A 14,382-nucleotide genomic window follows, 5' to 3' on the forward strand; every position below is an offset into this window, starting at 1 on the left:
TATACCCCTCCATATCATACCTATCTCACTGGTACGCTAATAAAGCTGCTCTCTAAGGATTTGGCAGTCTGAAGAATGCTGCTGTTCAGGCTTTGCGCCAAATTGTCTTGCTCATTATGTAAAAAGAAATGATCGCCTTCGAACATTTTCAAATCAGCATGGTGACTGGTATGCTCGCTCCAAGCAGCCAGCGATTCTAAACTGACAGCTAGATCATCCTTTCCGCCATATGCAGTAATCGGGCAATTGATTGGCTTATCTGCCGTGTACATATACGTTTCACAAACCTCAAAGTCTGCCCTCAAACGAGGCAGTATGAGGTCCATCAACTCTTTATTTTGCAGCACGGCATCCGGGGTGCCATTTAGAAGTTTTAATTCATTTTTGAGTTCATCATCTGGTAGTAGGTGAATCTTCCTATATCGGTGTGTGAGATGAGGAGCAGATCGGCCTGAAACGAATAGGTGGTCGGGGGTTCTTTTATTTTTTCTGCTTAAATGGCGTGCTGTTTCGAAAGCGATCAGCGCTCCCATGCTATGACCGAAAAAAACATACGGCATATTAAGCAAAGGCTGGATTTCATCAGTTATCGAATGTACAAGCTGGTCTAGTGAATGGATAGGCGCTTCTAAGCCTCTGCTTTCTCTTCCTGGGAGCTGAACAGCACAAACCTCGATTTCCTTAGGAAAAAGCTTATGCCACTCGCGGTAAACACTTGCTCCGCCTCCTGCATAAGGAAAGCAAAATAATCGCAATTTCGCATGTGTATGGATATTCGCGGGAACAAACCAAGAATAAAGCTTGCTTGTCATTATTCCACCTCATTATTTTTTTAAATTAGGACAATAATTAATCAAACACATCTATGTAAGTCATTATTTTAGAGGTTGAAATTATAAAAATTTAATAAATTATTACATCACCATCCTGATTCAAATCTTTAATAATTAACTTCATACTTATAAATTACTCCAAATTTGTCATCTGAATATTAGCGTCAAGATAACTTTTCGATAAGAAACTTAATAATTAAAAGAAAAAAATATTTTTTTACACATAAAGTTAAAATACGGAAATCAAAACGAAGAAAGCCCCATGATAGTAATGCTCTCAGGGAATTCATCTCTCATCCTGCAAACGGCCAGCTTATAAGCAGGATCGATATCGTACTGCTTGAGATAATAGCCGCTTACTTCCTCTTCGGTAATGAGCGCAGAGGCAGTGCCTTCCTTTTGTATAGTAAAAGAATTTAAGGCGATCGAAAGCCCTCTGCCATCTGCTTTAATATAGCTTTCCTTCATCGTCCATAATTCAAAAAAATAGGATAGACGCTGCTCTGATGGCAGCGACATAAGCTGTACGCACTCCTGCTCTGAAAAAAACTGGTGGGCGATTTGCAAATCGATTGGTTTAATCTGTTCCACATCAATGCCTACCGGCCAAACGTCAATGGCGCAAACGATCCATTCCTCGGAATGTGAAACATTAAAATAAATGGCTTCTCTCATATCCCTAACATGAGGTTTGCCATATTTATTGTCCTCAAATCGAATGTCAAAGATGGACATACCGGTATGCTTTGCAATAACCTCTCTAGCCAGCCTATCTCCGATTAAGCTTCGAGCTGCATCTTCGTATTTTACGAAACGCCGCACTTTTGCTTGCCTTTCTAGGGATGATTCATTCAACAAGCGATTAAACATTGCTTTGCCCATCCTCTCCTTCATTGGGACAGCAAAGATTTGAAGCATGCATTCAAGCCTCCATCTGTACATTTTTAACCGGCTCGTCATTCATGATGGCTTGCGTCCAGCAGTCAATGTGATAGTCTGACATCAGCTTTCGATTGAATCGATCATCGTACGGTTTTCGAGTAATCCGCAGCGATGCTTTGGAACGATGCAGCGACATTCTGACAGAACCAACTGAACACTGCAGCTCCTCAGCAATATTTTGATACGAATAATTAAAAACTTCCGAAAGCAGAAGCATGACAACCTCACGTTCGGCCAAATGTTCAGATATCCATTCCACAAGCCCTCTAACCGCAGCATAATTGAGATCGGTATACGGCAGCTTGGCTGCTGCTTCTATAGATACAATTGTTTTGCGGCGTCTACGGAGCTGATCAATCCATAGGTTGCGGGCAATCTTGTTGAGAAGCGTCAACGGGTGCTGAAAGGCACCGACCTTCCGATAATATTGATAAGCTTTAATCAGCACATCCTGCACCAGATCATCGGCATCCCATTTGCAGCAGGCCAAATAAAGACAATGATTATGAACCTTCTTCATATGCGGCTCAATAAATCGGGCAAATTCCTCCGAATGATCCATCCGGCATTCCTCCCACGGCCTTTCTACATTCGATTGTTCAAATAGGTTATTCGTATCTTAGCGCTTCAATCGGCTGCAGCTTGGCAGCCTTATTCGCCGGATAATAGCCAAAGAAAATGCCGACGGTTGCAGAAAAGCCAAATGCGATCACGATGGCCCATATGGAAATTACGCTAGGCAAAGCCATAAAGAAAGAAACACCCGCTCCTACTAGTAACCCTAGCAGTGCGCCTGTCATTCCGCCTAGAAAGGAAAGGATGACCGACTCGATTAAAAACTGCAGCTTAATTGCGCTTGGAGTAGCCCCGATTGCTTTGCGTATTCCGATCTCGCGGGTTCGCTCCGTTACGGATACGAGCATAATGTTCATAATTCCGATTCCGCCCACTAGAAGCGATATTGCGGCGATTGAGCCGATTACAACCTGAAGGATGCCAAAAATGCTGGAGACCATATCCTGTGCATCTTTGCCCGATTGGGAGGTGAAATTCTCCGGCTCAGCATTATGTCTAAGAGCGAGCCATTCCTTCATCTCCTTCATCAGATCATCCATTTGTTCTGGATTTTCCGAAACGATGTCTAGCGAGCTAAGATAACGTCCTCCACTTGAGTTCGGCATCGACTCTAACGGTGCATAAGCATTATACTGCGTTCCGCCCATATCGCCTAAAATACTTTTTTGCGGCTTATATACACCTACGATTTGGAAGGTTCCTCCCGAAAGCTTCACTTTGCGATTCAATGCACGTCCAGAGGACCCGTAAACTTTCTCGGCATATTTGTTTTCTACGACTAGCACTTTCTGCTTCGTGCGCTGCTCTTGAGCAGTAAAGAAACGTCCGGTCAGCAGATCAACTTTTTGCATTTTTGTCATGTCAGATGTCGTACCCAGCAGGTTAAATAGCAGCTTCTCCGTTTCGCGCATCTCCGACATTTGAAAGCTGCTGCTGGTAGAAACGAATTTGACGCCATCGAGCTTACGAGCCTCGTTCAAATCTCTTAATGTAATGCTAGCATTGGAATTTCCTTCTCCTGCCGTTTTGAAAACAACGAAATAACCGTCACTATAATTGGATAGTTCATTTAGGACAGAGGCTTGCCCCGCCTGGCCGATCGATACAACCGTTACTACCGCCATAACGCCAAAGACAATCCCGATCATCGTAAGCAGCGAACGCATTTTGTTGACTCTCAAATTGTCCAGCGCCACCAGGATGCTTTCCCACATACTCATGTAGAGGCACTCCCTTTACGCGTTTCTCTCAGCAGCTTGCCATCTCCGAACCAAAGGACACGCTCCGCATGCTCAGCAATTTCCGGCTCATGCGTGACAAGTATGATCGTCGTTCCTTCTTGATGGATATTTTTGAAAAGCTCCATGACTTCCTCTGACGATTTGGAATCTAGATTTCCGGTAGGCTCATCGGCTAGCAGAATCGGCGCGTTCATGGTCAATGCGCGGGCAATAGCAACCCGCTGCCGCTGACCGCCAGACAGCTCAGTAGGCTTATGCTTTACTCGTCCGCCGAGTCCTACCTTTTCGAGCAGTTCAAGTGCCCTGTCGCTGCGTTTGGCCCGACTTAATCCTCCGTACATCATCGGAAGCTCAACGTTATGTAGAACGGTTTGTCTGCCCAGCAAATTAAAACTTTGAAATACGAAGCCAATTTTGCGATTGCGAACGGAGGAGAGACGAACCTCATCAAGTGCTTGCACTTCCTCGCCGTCCAGTATGTATTTGCCTGATGTGGGTACATCCAGGCAGCCGATAATATTCATTAAGGTTGATTTGCCTGATCCAGACGATCCCATAATAGCGACGAATTCACCGCGTTCGATCGTCAAATTAACAGAAGCTAGAGCCTCAACCTCAAGCGGCCCGTTACGATATACTTTTCGAATGTCTTGGAGAGTAATCATTGGACAACCACCTTGCTGCCGTCAGCAAGCAACTCCACATCTTTGATGACGATCTTATCTCCCAATGCAACGCCAGAAACAACCTCGTAGTACTCATCATTCTCTTTCCCTGTTTGGATCTCGACTTTCACTGCTTTTTCCTGTTCAACCTTGTATATGTATGATTTCCCTTCGCTTTGTACGACAGCTTCCAAAGGAACGACTACCCTTTCCTTATCGGGAATTTTCAATTCCACGTTGACATTGTACCCTGGGCGAAGCTCGTCACTAACTTTCTGCAGTGCTATGGTTGTCGCGACATAAGCATCCTTATAAGCAGGGTCCGTAACAACAGCTGTAGATGCCATCTTGGACACCTTGCCCTCGTAAACATCTGCGAATGACTCGCCGCTAATGGATACTGGCATGCCGAGCTTTACTTTTCCAGCCTCAATTTCGTTGATATCAGCAACTACATGGTATGCTGAGAAATCTGAAACTTTCAAAATAAGCAAGCCCTCGCTAATCAGCTGCCCGCTGTTCACAGATAATTCCGTGACGGTTCCATCCGCATTTGCCTTGATCTCATCCTTCACTAGCTTTTTCTCCATAGCGTTGATTTTAATATTGTGGGTTTTGATTCGAAGGTCGAATTGCTCTAAATTCAAGGGGTCGTTGATCGCATCTTGATTTTCAATCTGCTGCTGTTGGAATTTCTTGAAGTGGTCTTGTTTCGCTGACAATCTCTCCGCTTGCGTGATTTCCAAACTTACACGCTCTTCTGCCAAAGCCTGCGTAACGCTGTCCATATTCAGCGTAATTAAAACCTGTCCCTTCTTGATTTTGTCTCCTTCCTTCACCTTCAGCTCTTTGATTAGCCCATTCGTATCCGAATACAGTGAAGTGGTTTCTTTTGTTTCCAGTTTTCCGCTAACATATATCGCTTCCGCCATTGATTGTTGAGTGACTTCCCCTAACACAACCGTAAGAGGCTGATTCATTGCGATGATAGAAAAGCTGCTAATAACACCAATAATTAGAACGATAACAATGATCCAAATCCACTTCTTCATGGCATCCACCTTTTCTTTGTGTAAGTAAACCTGTCTTAAAATAGGTGTCCTTTCTCCCTTCCACAAACCATCCGATTCCAGTTATGTATGCATTTACTCAAAATAATAACACAGAAAATGCATTGGTCAACTGGTTTTATTGTAAATATTTCTATTTATGGAGCATGAGTCCTAAGTCCTATTTCCAAAGTCCTTATCCAGGTTTGTGCAATACAATGTAACAGAGGAGTAAAGACCTTATATGCGTTTCAGGACTTTTAGGACTTTATTTTTAACACTTTTTATTATTTGTCAAATGCAGCAGAGGAATTGAACGAAGTGCCGCCTCACTTGATTAGAACCTTAATAAGACGGCAATTTTTATCGAATACCCGCCTAAAAAGGAATCGTTGCTGCGCACATCTGTTAGCACATTAAAACCGAAACACGGTATTTTTACTAGCTTTTGAAATACTCAAGCTCTGTTCCACCACACCCAGCTTTTTGTTCTTTTTAAATGACGAAACGACAAATAGAGCTAAATGGATTCCCGAAAACCGATGCTCTTTGTAACCCTTTACATTTTAAGATTTCATCTGAATATCTAAAGATAAATGAAAATAATAATATAATCCAAAAGAACTATATATATATGTGTATTCGAATCTAAATTTTTACAAAAAATAAAACAAAAGCCGAGGTAGGTCCAAAACCAACTTCAGCTTTCCATTATGTTAGCACTTCGGCCTATGTCAGCCTATGTCAGCCTTTGACGGAGCCGATCATGATTCTATTGAAAATCAAATCGAAGGAAAAAATGATGGAAGAGGGAGCCTGTTGGAAGGTTGGCGAGAATCATAGGGGATCATCTTTCAAGGGTCTGACTTAAAAGGCTACTAATAAGACTGCTGTAAGAACACATTTGCTCTTACAGCCAACATATGATGTGTTTTGGTGAGCTTTAAGCGCATATATGCCCTTAATGCATCGATTAGGCATATCAGAAGCGTCGAAAGGCTGCTGTAAGAACATATTTGCTCTTACAGCCAACATATGATGTGTTTTGGTGAGCTTTAAGCGCATATATGCGCTTAATGCATCGATTAGGCGTATCAGAAGCGTCGAAAGGCTGCTGTAAGAACATATTTGCTCTTACAGCCAACATATGATGTGTTTTGGGGAGCTGTAAGCGCATATATGCGCTTAATGTATCGATTAGGCGTATCAGAAGCGTCAAAAGGCTGCAGTAAGAACACATTTGTTCTTACAGCCAACATATAATGTGTTTTGGTGAGCTTTAAGCGCATATATGCGCTTAATGCATCGATTAGGCGTATCAGAAGCGTCGAAAGGCTGCAGTAAGAACACATTTGCTCTTACAGCCAACATATGATGTGTTTTGGTGAGCTTTAAGCGCATATATGCGCTTAAAGCATCGATTAGGCATATCAGAAGCGTCGAAAGGCTGCTGTAAGAACATATTTGCTCTTACAGCCAACATATGATGTGTTTTGGTGAGCTTTAAGCGCATATATGCGCTTAAAGCATCGATTAGGCGTATCAGAAGCGTCGAAATTTCCTTTGAATCTTATTCAATGTTGTAAATGTAGAAATGGTTTTGAAACAGTAAAATATTAGAGTCAGCGTTCAAAAATCACTTAACCCCGGATAGTACGGCTAAATCTGCCCATACATCAAGCTGAAAGCGGATCGGAACGTTTTGTTTAAACTCAATAAAGACCTTGTCCGGATTACGTGCCAATATGTCCGTTTGTTGCGTTGCTGAGCAAAACCTGTTCCTCGTATCGGACCATATAGATGGAATCGATAAGTGGGTAATACGAAATCATATCGTTCATTTTTTTGACGGCGCTGATGTTGATATAAGGATCGCGGCCCTCTTTGCTGTTGAAAAAATCGATAAGCGATTTATTATTAATGTATTCCTTCATCATCATCATCCAAAGACCAAAGGATAGCGCAGCTCTGATCGATCAACTGCATTAAATCATTGAATTGTTTAGTGAAACAACTTACTTCCATCTTAGTCGGACGCGTTACGCTAGGTCAATAAACCGTTTTCACCCGCCTTGATCATTTTCACCTGTCCAAAATAATCATGATTTCCAAACAGATACCGCTATGTACTCAGGTCTATCTAACTAGCTGCCTAGCAAGGAAACCTCTCCTCTCAGAGGCTTCCTCTGCCTATCATTCATTAAATCATATAGAAAAACTTTTTGGCTTCACTAGCCTCTACTCCAAACTCGAATGTATCCTGGCGAAGCCCGCGTCTCATCGTCTCCAGAGAAAGAACCTCTCCTGGCGGAATATTGCCCAAATGCACATTGGGACCAAACTCGCGCAGCAGATGCACCTGTTGCTGCTTAAGCGGAGTCTCCCACATCAATCGCTGCGTATCCGGAATAAATTGAAGGATCATATTTATAACATGATCCCGGCATTCTCCCTTCTCATCGAATAGGCCGACACCGATACCCGACTCACGGGCTTCAACCGTCACAAGCTTTGCGCCTGCTTCCAAATCAGTCTCCAGCGTTTGGGCAAGATGTTTCGCATCTATAAGCGATCCTGACAGTTTTTTACCATATTCCGTAAAAACTTGAAGGCCTCTTTTTCCACCTTCCTTTATCAATTCTGTACGTTTGCGGCGTGCAAGCTCGATCGTGCCGTCGGACACTTCAATTCCATTGAACCCAAGCTTGCAAACGGCATCAAAAAAGGCCGGGACAACCTCTTGCTGCACCGCCGTCTCTAAAAGAGTACCGCCTGGCATAACCGTAATACCGTGCTGTTTAGCAAGATTGATCTTAAAAATCAACAGCTCTTTATCATAAAGAGGGGCTGTGCCAAAGCCAAATTTGATGCAATCCAAATAATCGGAGGCCGTTTCGATTAAATCTATAAATGCGTTTCTGCCGAGGCCTTTATCGATGACCATCGTTTGACCGCGGCCAACAACCTGACGCGCATGGGGATCATCGGATTTAAGCTCGCACTCTTTACGACGTCCGCTCGGGTCGCATAACTCTTGGGGCCAAACTGTGCATAGAGAACCTTTCATCGGGTATCTCCTCAATTCCTTATGAATTTGGGCATCGATTGATAAGGTATCCTATGCGTTTTTCCTTTGGCTGGTGCCTATTGACTATTGCGATCAAACATAGCCCTTCCGTTATTCAGTCAATTTGGCGGGGGGTTTAATCAGAAAGAACACTAATCCGAGCGTAATAAATGATAATGCAGAAACCGAAATAAAAATAATGCGATCCGATTTATCCATCATCCATCCGAATAGAGGTGGACCAGCTGCTACACCTAAAAAACGCAAACTATTATACAAAGAGGTGATCATGCCTCGCTCGCTTTTCTCAACGGCACCAGTGATAATCGTATTTAAACAGGGCAGGAGCAGGCCTGTACCGATGCTGCTGACCGTTAATAGGCCAATAAATACATAAATGTTTTTAAAAAAGAAGATCGTCGCGGCAAGCGAAACGGTCATGGCAATTAATCCGATATTCATGAGCCAGCGCATCAAAACGCCATTTTTCTTGATCAAGCTCCCTGTCGTATAAGACGTGATGGCCATGCCGAGCAGCGGTATGGCTAAAATCAACCCTTTTCTGACACCTTCGATGCTGTAGGGTACTTCTTCAAGCGTGTTGGACAAATAAAATAGAACGCCGAACAAAATGAAAAGCCCTAATGAGCCTGCAAAAAATGAAGTAATTAGCCATCGACCCTTTTCGCTGAATATTTGTCCGATTTTATGAATATACGCCTTTAATTTTTGCTTTTGGTTATGCTTCGGCTCTTTAATTAAAAAAATGACAGCCAGCAGCGACAGCGCGCAAAACACGGGAAAAGCGAAAAAGGAAGCATACCAGACGATTAAAACCAGCAAGGAGCCGATAATCGGACTGAGCACCTTTCCTACCCCATTGGAAGCCTCGATCAAGCCCAGCGCCTTGCTCTCTGTACCGCCGTTATATAAATCGCCCACAAGTGCCATCGCTATAGGCGCCGTTCCTGCAGCCGCAAAGCCTTGAATCGCCCTGGCGACAATAATTACCGAATAGGAGTCCCAAATAGCGCCAAAGCCTGCCAAGACTCCGCTTCCCCCGTAAACGATCAATGCTGGGATTATAATCATTTTCCGGCCAAATCGATCGGATAAATAGCCAATGACCGGAATGAAAATACCGGCTGCCAGGGAGAAAATGGATATAATTAAGCTGCTTTGAAATTTGCTGATATCAAGCTCTCTCTGCATGACAGGCAGCACCGGCACCAGCATGGAGTTCCCAAATACGAGCACGATTGGGATCGTGGCTAGTGCAATAAACTCCCAAATGCGGCCTTTTGAACCGCTGTCTGATTTCGAATCCTTCCCTCTAGACTCCTTTTCATCTGTCAGGCTTATGTCGCTCTGGAATGTAATGTTCAGCTTCAGCGATTTAGTCTTATTCATAGGTAGAAGCTCCTCTTTTATGGAGATGTTCTGTTTATCTGCACGCTCGCCGGCTAATGGCAATATGCAACGCGCAGAACTAAAAAAGACATTCCAGATCATGGAACGTCTCTACTTCCTCGTTAAACAAGAGCGCCTTCGGCTTGAACGATAGCCATCGCTTTGTCAAAATCCTCTTCCTCAACGACAATGGTCAGCAGGATATCGCGTCCTGTTACTTCATTTTCCTTGCCGCCTGAGCTCATCCCACTCGCGCTTACACTTGCGGCAGCAAGGATGCCAGCTTCCGGACCAGATAAACCGCCGCCAAGTGTTACGCTTCCAAGACTGGGAAAGTCGCTAGTCAGCGGATTTTCGATACGCTCAATGCCACTGCCGGGATAGGCGTCAAATCTATCGATCGCACTATCCACGATTTTTAAAGGCTTCATTTGCTGTAGCGCTTTTTCCGCATGCTCCGGACTTTTGAAATAAGCCAGAATATTTCTCTCAGCCATTCATTTCTCCTCATTTCTCCGCTGCAATATACTGTATTTATTCAATTAACATAAATTATGATTTACGATTAAATTGAAAAATATGCATGAAAGCCCGCCCTGCGGCACTTCGCAAGGCAGGAGACCAATAATATCAAAATGAAGGGGACTGCACTCAACTTTTTTTGCGCCAGGCAATCGTGTATACGTGTTTTTTGGGGTAGGAAGCGTTATGGGACCAACTTACTATTCTCGTTGATATCCATTGACAAATAATGGCTTGTATGATGATTACCCAATCAATAACATAAGAGGTTATAAGGATAATAATACCGTTCATCCAAAACAAAATGATTGCTGGATCAATATTTTTATATTTCGAGATGGCTAAAGCGGCAAACCCGATTCCGCCATTTGAAACCCTTTGACTGAGAAGAATGGAAACACCGCAGCCAAGAATTATGGAGCCAACCAGGAGATCGATCCATACATTCGAAAAAGGAGAAGCCCCATATACTTGGAAAATATTCACTGAAATCGACGTAGCTGTAATGGTGAATATCGTGCCGAAAGCACTGACTTTTCCGAGGTAGTGAACCGAAGAGATTAAGAAAAAAAAGTTCGAGAGCCACAAACCGATACTTATTGGCGTATGAAGCCAGTAATTTAGCAATACCGCTATTCCAGCGCCACCGCCTGATGGGATGGAATGCGGGAATAGAAATACGCCCATGGCAAATCCTTGAATGACAGCACCTGTAAGGATAAGGGTACTCCTCTTGAACAAACGGCGTAAGAATAGTTCGTTAAATAATTTCGTTCTGCTTTTTCTCACAGGTTATCATCCTTAGTTGAAATGGTGTAGAGCCCGTCCTAATTACTTTTTAAATGTATGCTCTCCGGCACCGGGGAATGCCACCACTGAAGAAAACGGTGCCGCTCACGAACATTCGTCGGAATTGAAGGAGATCATAGAAAAATAAGATTTATCTGGTTTGTATAGCAAATAAGCCCGCTGAAAGATCAGCGGGCTTATTTGTCATTTTATTATTGGAATTGCTGCTGCATACCATTCATATTTGCTATATTCGATTGATTCGTTGCAGTCTTATAGGTGTTCAGAACCGTGTTCGTAGTCTCTTCTTTCATCGTCGGGACCTGGTAGTAACCCATATGGTTCATATATTGCCATACTTCATAGGCCTGCTCCGCGCAATTAATCGCTCCTTGCTGCATCATTCTGCGAAGCTGAGGATCCGCGCATTCCAAGGCAGCTAATATTTTCTTGGATGCCGAAGCCTTATGACAGGAGAGCATGCTGCTCGCTACATCCCGGTCATCAAATTGGCTCATAGCCAGATTCGGGCTTTGCATTTCCGGGTTGTCCAGCCCATAGATCGGTGCTCCAAGGTTTTTGGCTTGGTATGGCACTGCATTGTTATTCCCTTGATTATTCAAGGTTTGAACCATTTGATTGTACTCATTTGTCATAAATTGCAATTGACTGTTAAGAATCTGAAGGAGCCGTTGGTCTTTCGCTAAGGAACCATAAAGCATAAAGTGATTGATCCCATTGATTGCCCCTGTCAAGATTTCATGTACTTCCATCGTTTCATGTGCTCCCAAATGAGCTGCCATTGTAGTTCCTCCTTAGTTTTCAATTCGTTTTATATTAACCAAGCATAGGAAAATTATGCACACCATTATTTGAACACTCCTTTGTTTCAGCTGTTCTCAGTATTAAAAATTACCGACGCGTTAGAATCCAAGCCTGCGGCAGAGCCAGCCAGAAGCCCGAAACGGGCATGGCGATTGCGCCGATTAGACTCAGAATAAGCAGCAGCCATCCGAAAGCAGCGGGCGGGGATATGTCCTTCTTTATCATCAGCCAATTAACCAAATAACCGAGCAATAATAGCAGAAATCCGAACATCATAAACCAAAATGCGGTTTCACGTTCCCATTGCCCCTCCTTAACGGTGTTCCATAGTCCCTCAGCAGCGATGGGAAGAAGCTGCTTCGTGAATACAAGCAGGCCGACTACTGTATGAAGCAATCCGGTCAACATAAGCAGCAGCCCGACCTGACGTTTGATCCCGCTCACCATATCGTCTATCTCCTCTCTTTTCCTTTGACCGAATCCTCGCACGTATCTGAGATTTTTATTTTCCGTGCAAGCGGCGTCTCCGGTTCGTCTTCCAAAGCATCGATGATGCTGTCGACTATAGACCGGGAAGCGAGCAGCCATTCCTTGATGCCGTTTCGCATATGCCGCTTTGCTTGGTGTTGTTCCAGATGTCCAAACAATCGTTCTACTTTCAAAAGATGTTCAAGTACTTGCTCCATTCCAAGCCCGCTGCTTCTCATTGCTCCTCAACCCATTTCTTGTATATTCTTTCCGCCGAAACGGATGACAAGCCGATCATCTGCATACTTCGCACCAGTGACTTGCCGGCCCATCAACGGCCTTGGCAAAATGACTTTGCGTTTGTAGTCACCTGCATCTACTGTCAATTCGTCGCCCGTCTGCGTTAAATCCAGATCCATCTTATCGACAAATGGAATCGTTAGCTCCAAAAGCATTTCGCCTTCCTCTTCCCGAATCGTTTCTGTTCTTCCGGAATAAAGCATCGCTGATGGGTCCGTATTTCCATATACGATTTCCGCCAGCTCCTCGAGAATTTCCAGTCCGATCACTTCTTTTTGCATCATGGGCGCTTTCATTATCGGCAGAGGCTGGAAGTTTACCTTGATTTCTTCCTCATACTTCTTTTGAAGGCTTCTCCAATGTGCAAAATATCCCTCTCCCGCCTCATCCGGCAGCACCCGATTTACGATAACGGCATCCGTATTGAATCCAAACAAATTCAAATACGTAAAAGAGCGCTTCGCTTCAGCAAGGACCATCTTCTCGGGGTTCAGCACGATCCTAACCGATGTCATTTCCTGATCCAGCACGATCCGCTGCATATCCTCCAAGCTGCGTGCTAATCGCTCGATGCTGTCTAACACGCCATCCGAAGGAAGCTCGATGTTGTTTACGAGCTTCGCCACAGGCCTTACGAACTTAATCAACCTGCGTTCATGCGGGAATATTTTCTCCAGCCACCAATTCAATACGTTCGGATAGCTGAGCAGCCGCAGCGTCTCTCCAGTTGGAGCACAATCCACCACCAGTACGTCGAACTGTCCGCTTTGCGCGTGTTTCTTAATCTGCAGCAAGCTGAACAGCTCCTCCATGCCCGGAAACACCAACATTTCTTCGGTCGTAATATCTTTAAGCTGTGCTTTGTCGAGCATGGTTGTCAGCCAGTCTTGGACTGCCCCCCAGTTGTTCTCCGTCTCCCGCAGACTGTTCACTTCCTGCCCCCACAAGTTTTCAGTTACCGGGACAGGATCCGGACCAATCGGCATAGCTAGCGAATCCGCCAAGCTATGTGCAGCGTCCGTGCTGAGAATTAACGTCCGTTTCCCCTCTTTTGCGAGCTTTACTGCAGTTGCTGCCGCTATGCTCGTCTTGCCAACGCCGCCCTTGCCCGTGAAAATGATGATTCTCATGTCAACCACTCCTTTTAGTACGATTTCGTAGTAATTATCGAAAAAAGAGACCGGTTCAAACCGGTCATTCCTCGATTTTGATTTTTACAGCTGTGATCTTAGTCTCAGCAAGCCTTACTGGTCCCTCACTTTGGAATACCTTAGCCGCCTTGAGCATAAGTGTCGTGAATTGCTCTAATTCTTCCTGCGTGAAAGCCGCTTCCAGCCTTCCTAGCATGATCAGCATAATATGCTCTGATTCTTTTGCTAGCTGCAATCCTTCCTGCGTCAGTGTGACCAGCTTAACTCTTTGGTCTTGCGCTGATGCAGCTCGGGCGATAAAGCCTTTGCGTTCAAGCCGTTTAGCAATGCTCGTCATGGAACTTAAAGGTGCCCCCATCTCGGCAGCCAGCTCCGACATCGTCAGATCTCCGCGGATGAGCAGAATAAGCAGCGCAGATAGATCAGAACGCGTCACTTTTTGTTCCAAATGCAGCGTATCGGTCATGAAAGCGAATGGACGCAGACCGGTCTTGAGGAAGAGATCGTAAAGTTGCTGCATGCCGGCGACTCCTTTTAGTACGAT

16 protein-coding genes are annotated in these 14,382 nt (G+C 44.4%); all 16 read right to left on the bottom strand.

Annotated features, from left to right (window positions below; translation table 11 throughout):
* Positions 1–20: 20 nt before the first annotated feature.
* Positions 21–812, bottom strand: coding sequence for a thioesterase II family protein (locus tag AC2TDN_RS15295; protein WP_484688617.1), 792 nt, complete (start codon positions 810–812; stop codon positions 21–23).
* A 264-nt stretch (positions 813–1,076) separates the two neighbouring features.
* A complete protein-coding gene (locus AC2TDN_RS15300; protein WP_484688619.1) occupies positions 1,077–1,751 on the bottom strand; it encodes a 4'-phosphopantetheinyl transferase family protein in 675 nt (224 codons plus the stop codon).
* A gap of 4 nt (positions 1,752–1,755) precedes the next feature.
* Positions 1,756–2,337, bottom strand: a complete 582-nt coding sequence (locus AC2TDN_RS15305) for an RNA polymerase sigma factor (protein ID WP_482067479.1) — start codon at positions 2,335–2,337, stop codon at positions 1,756–1,758.
* 46 nt (positions 2,338–2,383) lie between these two features.
* Positions 2,384–3,571 carry an ABC transporter permease gene (locus AC2TDN_RS15310; protein WP_484688622.1) on the bottom strand — a complete coding sequence of 396 codons (1,188 nt, stop codon included), beginning with the start codon at positions 3,569–3,571 and terminating at the stop codon, positions 2,384–2,386.
* The gene (locus tag AC2TDN_RS15315; protein ID WP_482067481.1) at positions 3,568–4,257 is read right to left on the bottom strand and encodes an ABC transporter ATP-binding protein; all 690 of its coding nucleotides are present in this window, start codon (positions 4,255–4,257) and stop codon (positions 3,568–3,570) included. Before AC2TDN_RS15315 ends, AC2TDN_RS15310 begins: the two co-directional genes overlap by 4 nt.
* Positions 4,254–5,309: an efflux RND transporter periplasmic adaptor subunit gene (locus AC2TDN_RS15320; protein ID WP_484688626.1), complete on the bottom strand. Its 1,056-nt coding sequence runs from the start codon at positions 5,307–5,309 to the stop codon at positions 4,254–4,256. Before AC2TDN_RS15320 ends, AC2TDN_RS15315 begins: the two co-directional genes overlap by 4 nt.
* A gap of 1,730 nt (positions 5,310–7,039) precedes the next feature.
* On the bottom strand, positions 7,040–7,240 hold the full coding sequence (locus AC2TDN_RS15325; RefSeq protein WP_484688628.1) for a hypothetical protein: 201 nt from the start codon (positions 7,238–7,240) through the stop codon (positions 7,040–7,042).
* 266 nt (positions 7,241–7,506) lie between these two features.
* Positions 7,507–8,373, bottom strand: a complete 867-nt coding sequence (gene comA, locus AC2TDN_RS15330) for a phosphosulfolactate synthase (protein WP_482067484.1) — start codon at positions 8,371–8,373, stop codon at positions 7,507–7,509.
* Positions 8,374–8,484: 111 nt separating this feature from the next.
* Entirely contained in the window at positions 8,485–9,783 is a 1,299-nt protein-coding gene (locus AC2TDN_RS15335) for an MFS transporter (RefSeq protein ID WP_484688631.1), read from the bottom strand.
* A gap of 122 nt (positions 9,784–9,905) precedes the next feature.
* Entirely contained in the window at positions 9,906–10,280 is a 375-nt protein-coding gene (locus AC2TDN_RS15340; protein ID WP_484688633.1) for a hypothetical protein, read from the bottom strand.
* Positions 10,281–10,434: 154 nt separating this feature from the next.
* Positions 10,435–11,094, bottom strand: coding sequence for a YitT family protein (locus tag AC2TDN_RS15345; RefSeq protein ID WP_484688636.1), 660 nt, complete (start codon positions 11,092–11,094; stop codon positions 10,435–10,437).
* Positions 11,095–11,306: 212 nt separating this feature from the next.
* Positions 11,307–11,897, bottom strand: coding sequence for a spore coat protein (locus AC2TDN_RS15350; RefSeq protein WP_484688639.1), 591 nt, complete (start codon positions 11,895–11,897; stop codon positions 11,307–11,309).
* A gap of 109 nt (positions 11,898–12,006) precedes the next feature.
* Complete coding sequence (locus AC2TDN_RS15355) at positions 12,007–12,366, bottom strand: DUF6463 family protein (protein ID WP_484688643.1); 360 nt, start codon at positions 12,364–12,366, stop codon at positions 12,007–12,009.
* A 5-nt stretch (positions 12,367–12,371) separates the two neighbouring features.
* Positions 12,372–12,626 carry a hypothetical protein gene (locus AC2TDN_RS15360; RefSeq protein ID WP_482067491.1) on the bottom strand — a complete coding sequence of 85 codons (255 nt, stop codon included), beginning with the start codon at positions 12,624–12,626 and terminating at the stop codon, positions 12,372–12,374.
* A 6-nt stretch (positions 12,627–12,632) separates the two neighbouring features.
* Positions 12,633–13,817: an ArsA family ATPase gene (locus tag AC2TDN_RS15365; RefSeq protein ID WP_484688647.1), complete on the bottom strand. Its 1,185-nt coding sequence runs from the start codon at positions 13,815–13,817 to the stop codon at positions 12,633–12,635.
* A 64-nt stretch (positions 13,818–13,881) separates the two neighbouring features.
* Positions 13,882–14,358 carry a MarR family winged helix-turn-helix transcriptional regulator gene (locus tag AC2TDN_RS15370; RefSeq protein ID WP_484688651.1) on the bottom strand — a complete coding sequence of 159 codons (477 nt, stop codon included), beginning with the start codon at positions 14,356–14,358 and terminating at the stop codon, positions 13,882–13,884.
* Positions 14,359–14,382: the final 24 nt, after the last annotated feature.

The organism is Paenibacillus sp. Y660 (genome assembly GCF_057221575.1).

Excerpts from the sequence above, each read along its gene's own strand:
- AC2TDN_RS15295 (WP_484688617.1), bottom strand. The coding sequence starts at position 812 with ATGACAAGCAAGCTTTATTCTTGGTTTGTTCCCGCGAATATCCATACA.
- AC2TDN_RS15300 (WP_484688619.1), bottom strand. The coding sequence starts at position 1,751 with ATGCTTCAAATCTTTGCTGTCCCAATGAAGGAGAGGATGGGCAAAGCA.
- AC2TDN_RS15305 (WP_482067479.1), bottom strand. The coding sequence starts at position 2,337 with ATGGATCATTCGGAGGAATTTGCCCGATTTATTGAGCCGCATATGAAG.
- AC2TDN_RS15310 (WP_484688622.1), bottom strand. The coding sequence starts at position 3,571 with ATGAGTATGTGGGAAAGCATCCTGGTGGCGCTGGACAATTTGAGAGTC.
- AC2TDN_RS15315 (WP_482067481.1), bottom strand. The coding sequence starts at position 4,257 with ATGATTACTCTCCAAGACATTCGAAAAGTATATCGTAACGGGCCGCTT.
- AC2TDN_RS15320 (WP_484688626.1), bottom strand. The coding sequence starts at position 5,309 with ATGAAGAAGTGGATTTGGATCATTGTTATCGTTCTAATTATTGGTGTT.
- AC2TDN_RS15325 (WP_484688628.1), bottom strand. The coding sequence starts at position 7,240 with ATGAAGGAATACATTAATAATAAATCGCTTATCGATTTTTTCAACAGC.
- comA (WP_482067484.1), bottom strand. The coding sequence starts at position 8,373 with ATGAAAGGTTCTCTATGCACAGTTTGGCCCCAAGAGTTATGCGACCCG.
- AC2TDN_RS15335 (WP_484688631.1), bottom strand. The coding sequence starts at position 9,783 with ATGAATAAGACTAAATCGCTGAAGCTGAACATTACATTCCAGAGCGAC.
- AC2TDN_RS15340 (WP_484688633.1), bottom strand. The coding sequence starts at position 10,280 with ATGGCTGAGAGAAATATTCTGGCTTATTTCAAAAGTCCGGAGCATGCG.
- AC2TDN_RS15350 (WP_484688639.1), bottom strand. The coding sequence starts at position 11,897 with ATGGCAGCTCATTTGGGAGCACATGAAACGATGGAAGTACATGAAATC.
- AC2TDN_RS15355 (WP_484688643.1), bottom strand. The coding sequence starts at position 12,366 with ATGGTGAGCGGGATCAAACGTCAGGTCGGGCTGCTGCTTATGTTGACC.
- AC2TDN_RS15360 (WP_482067491.1), bottom strand. The coding sequence starts at position 12,626 with ATGAGAAGCAGCGGGCTTGGAATGGAGCAAGTACTTGAACATCTTTTG.
- AC2TDN_RS15365 (WP_484688647.1), bottom strand. The coding sequence starts at position 13,817 with ATGAGAATCATCATTTTCACGGGCAAGGGCGGCGTTGGCAAGACGAGC.
- AC2TDN_RS15370 (WP_484688651.1), bottom strand. The coding sequence starts at position 14,358 with ATGCAGCAACTTTACGATCTCTTCCTCAAGACCGGTCTGCGTCCATTC.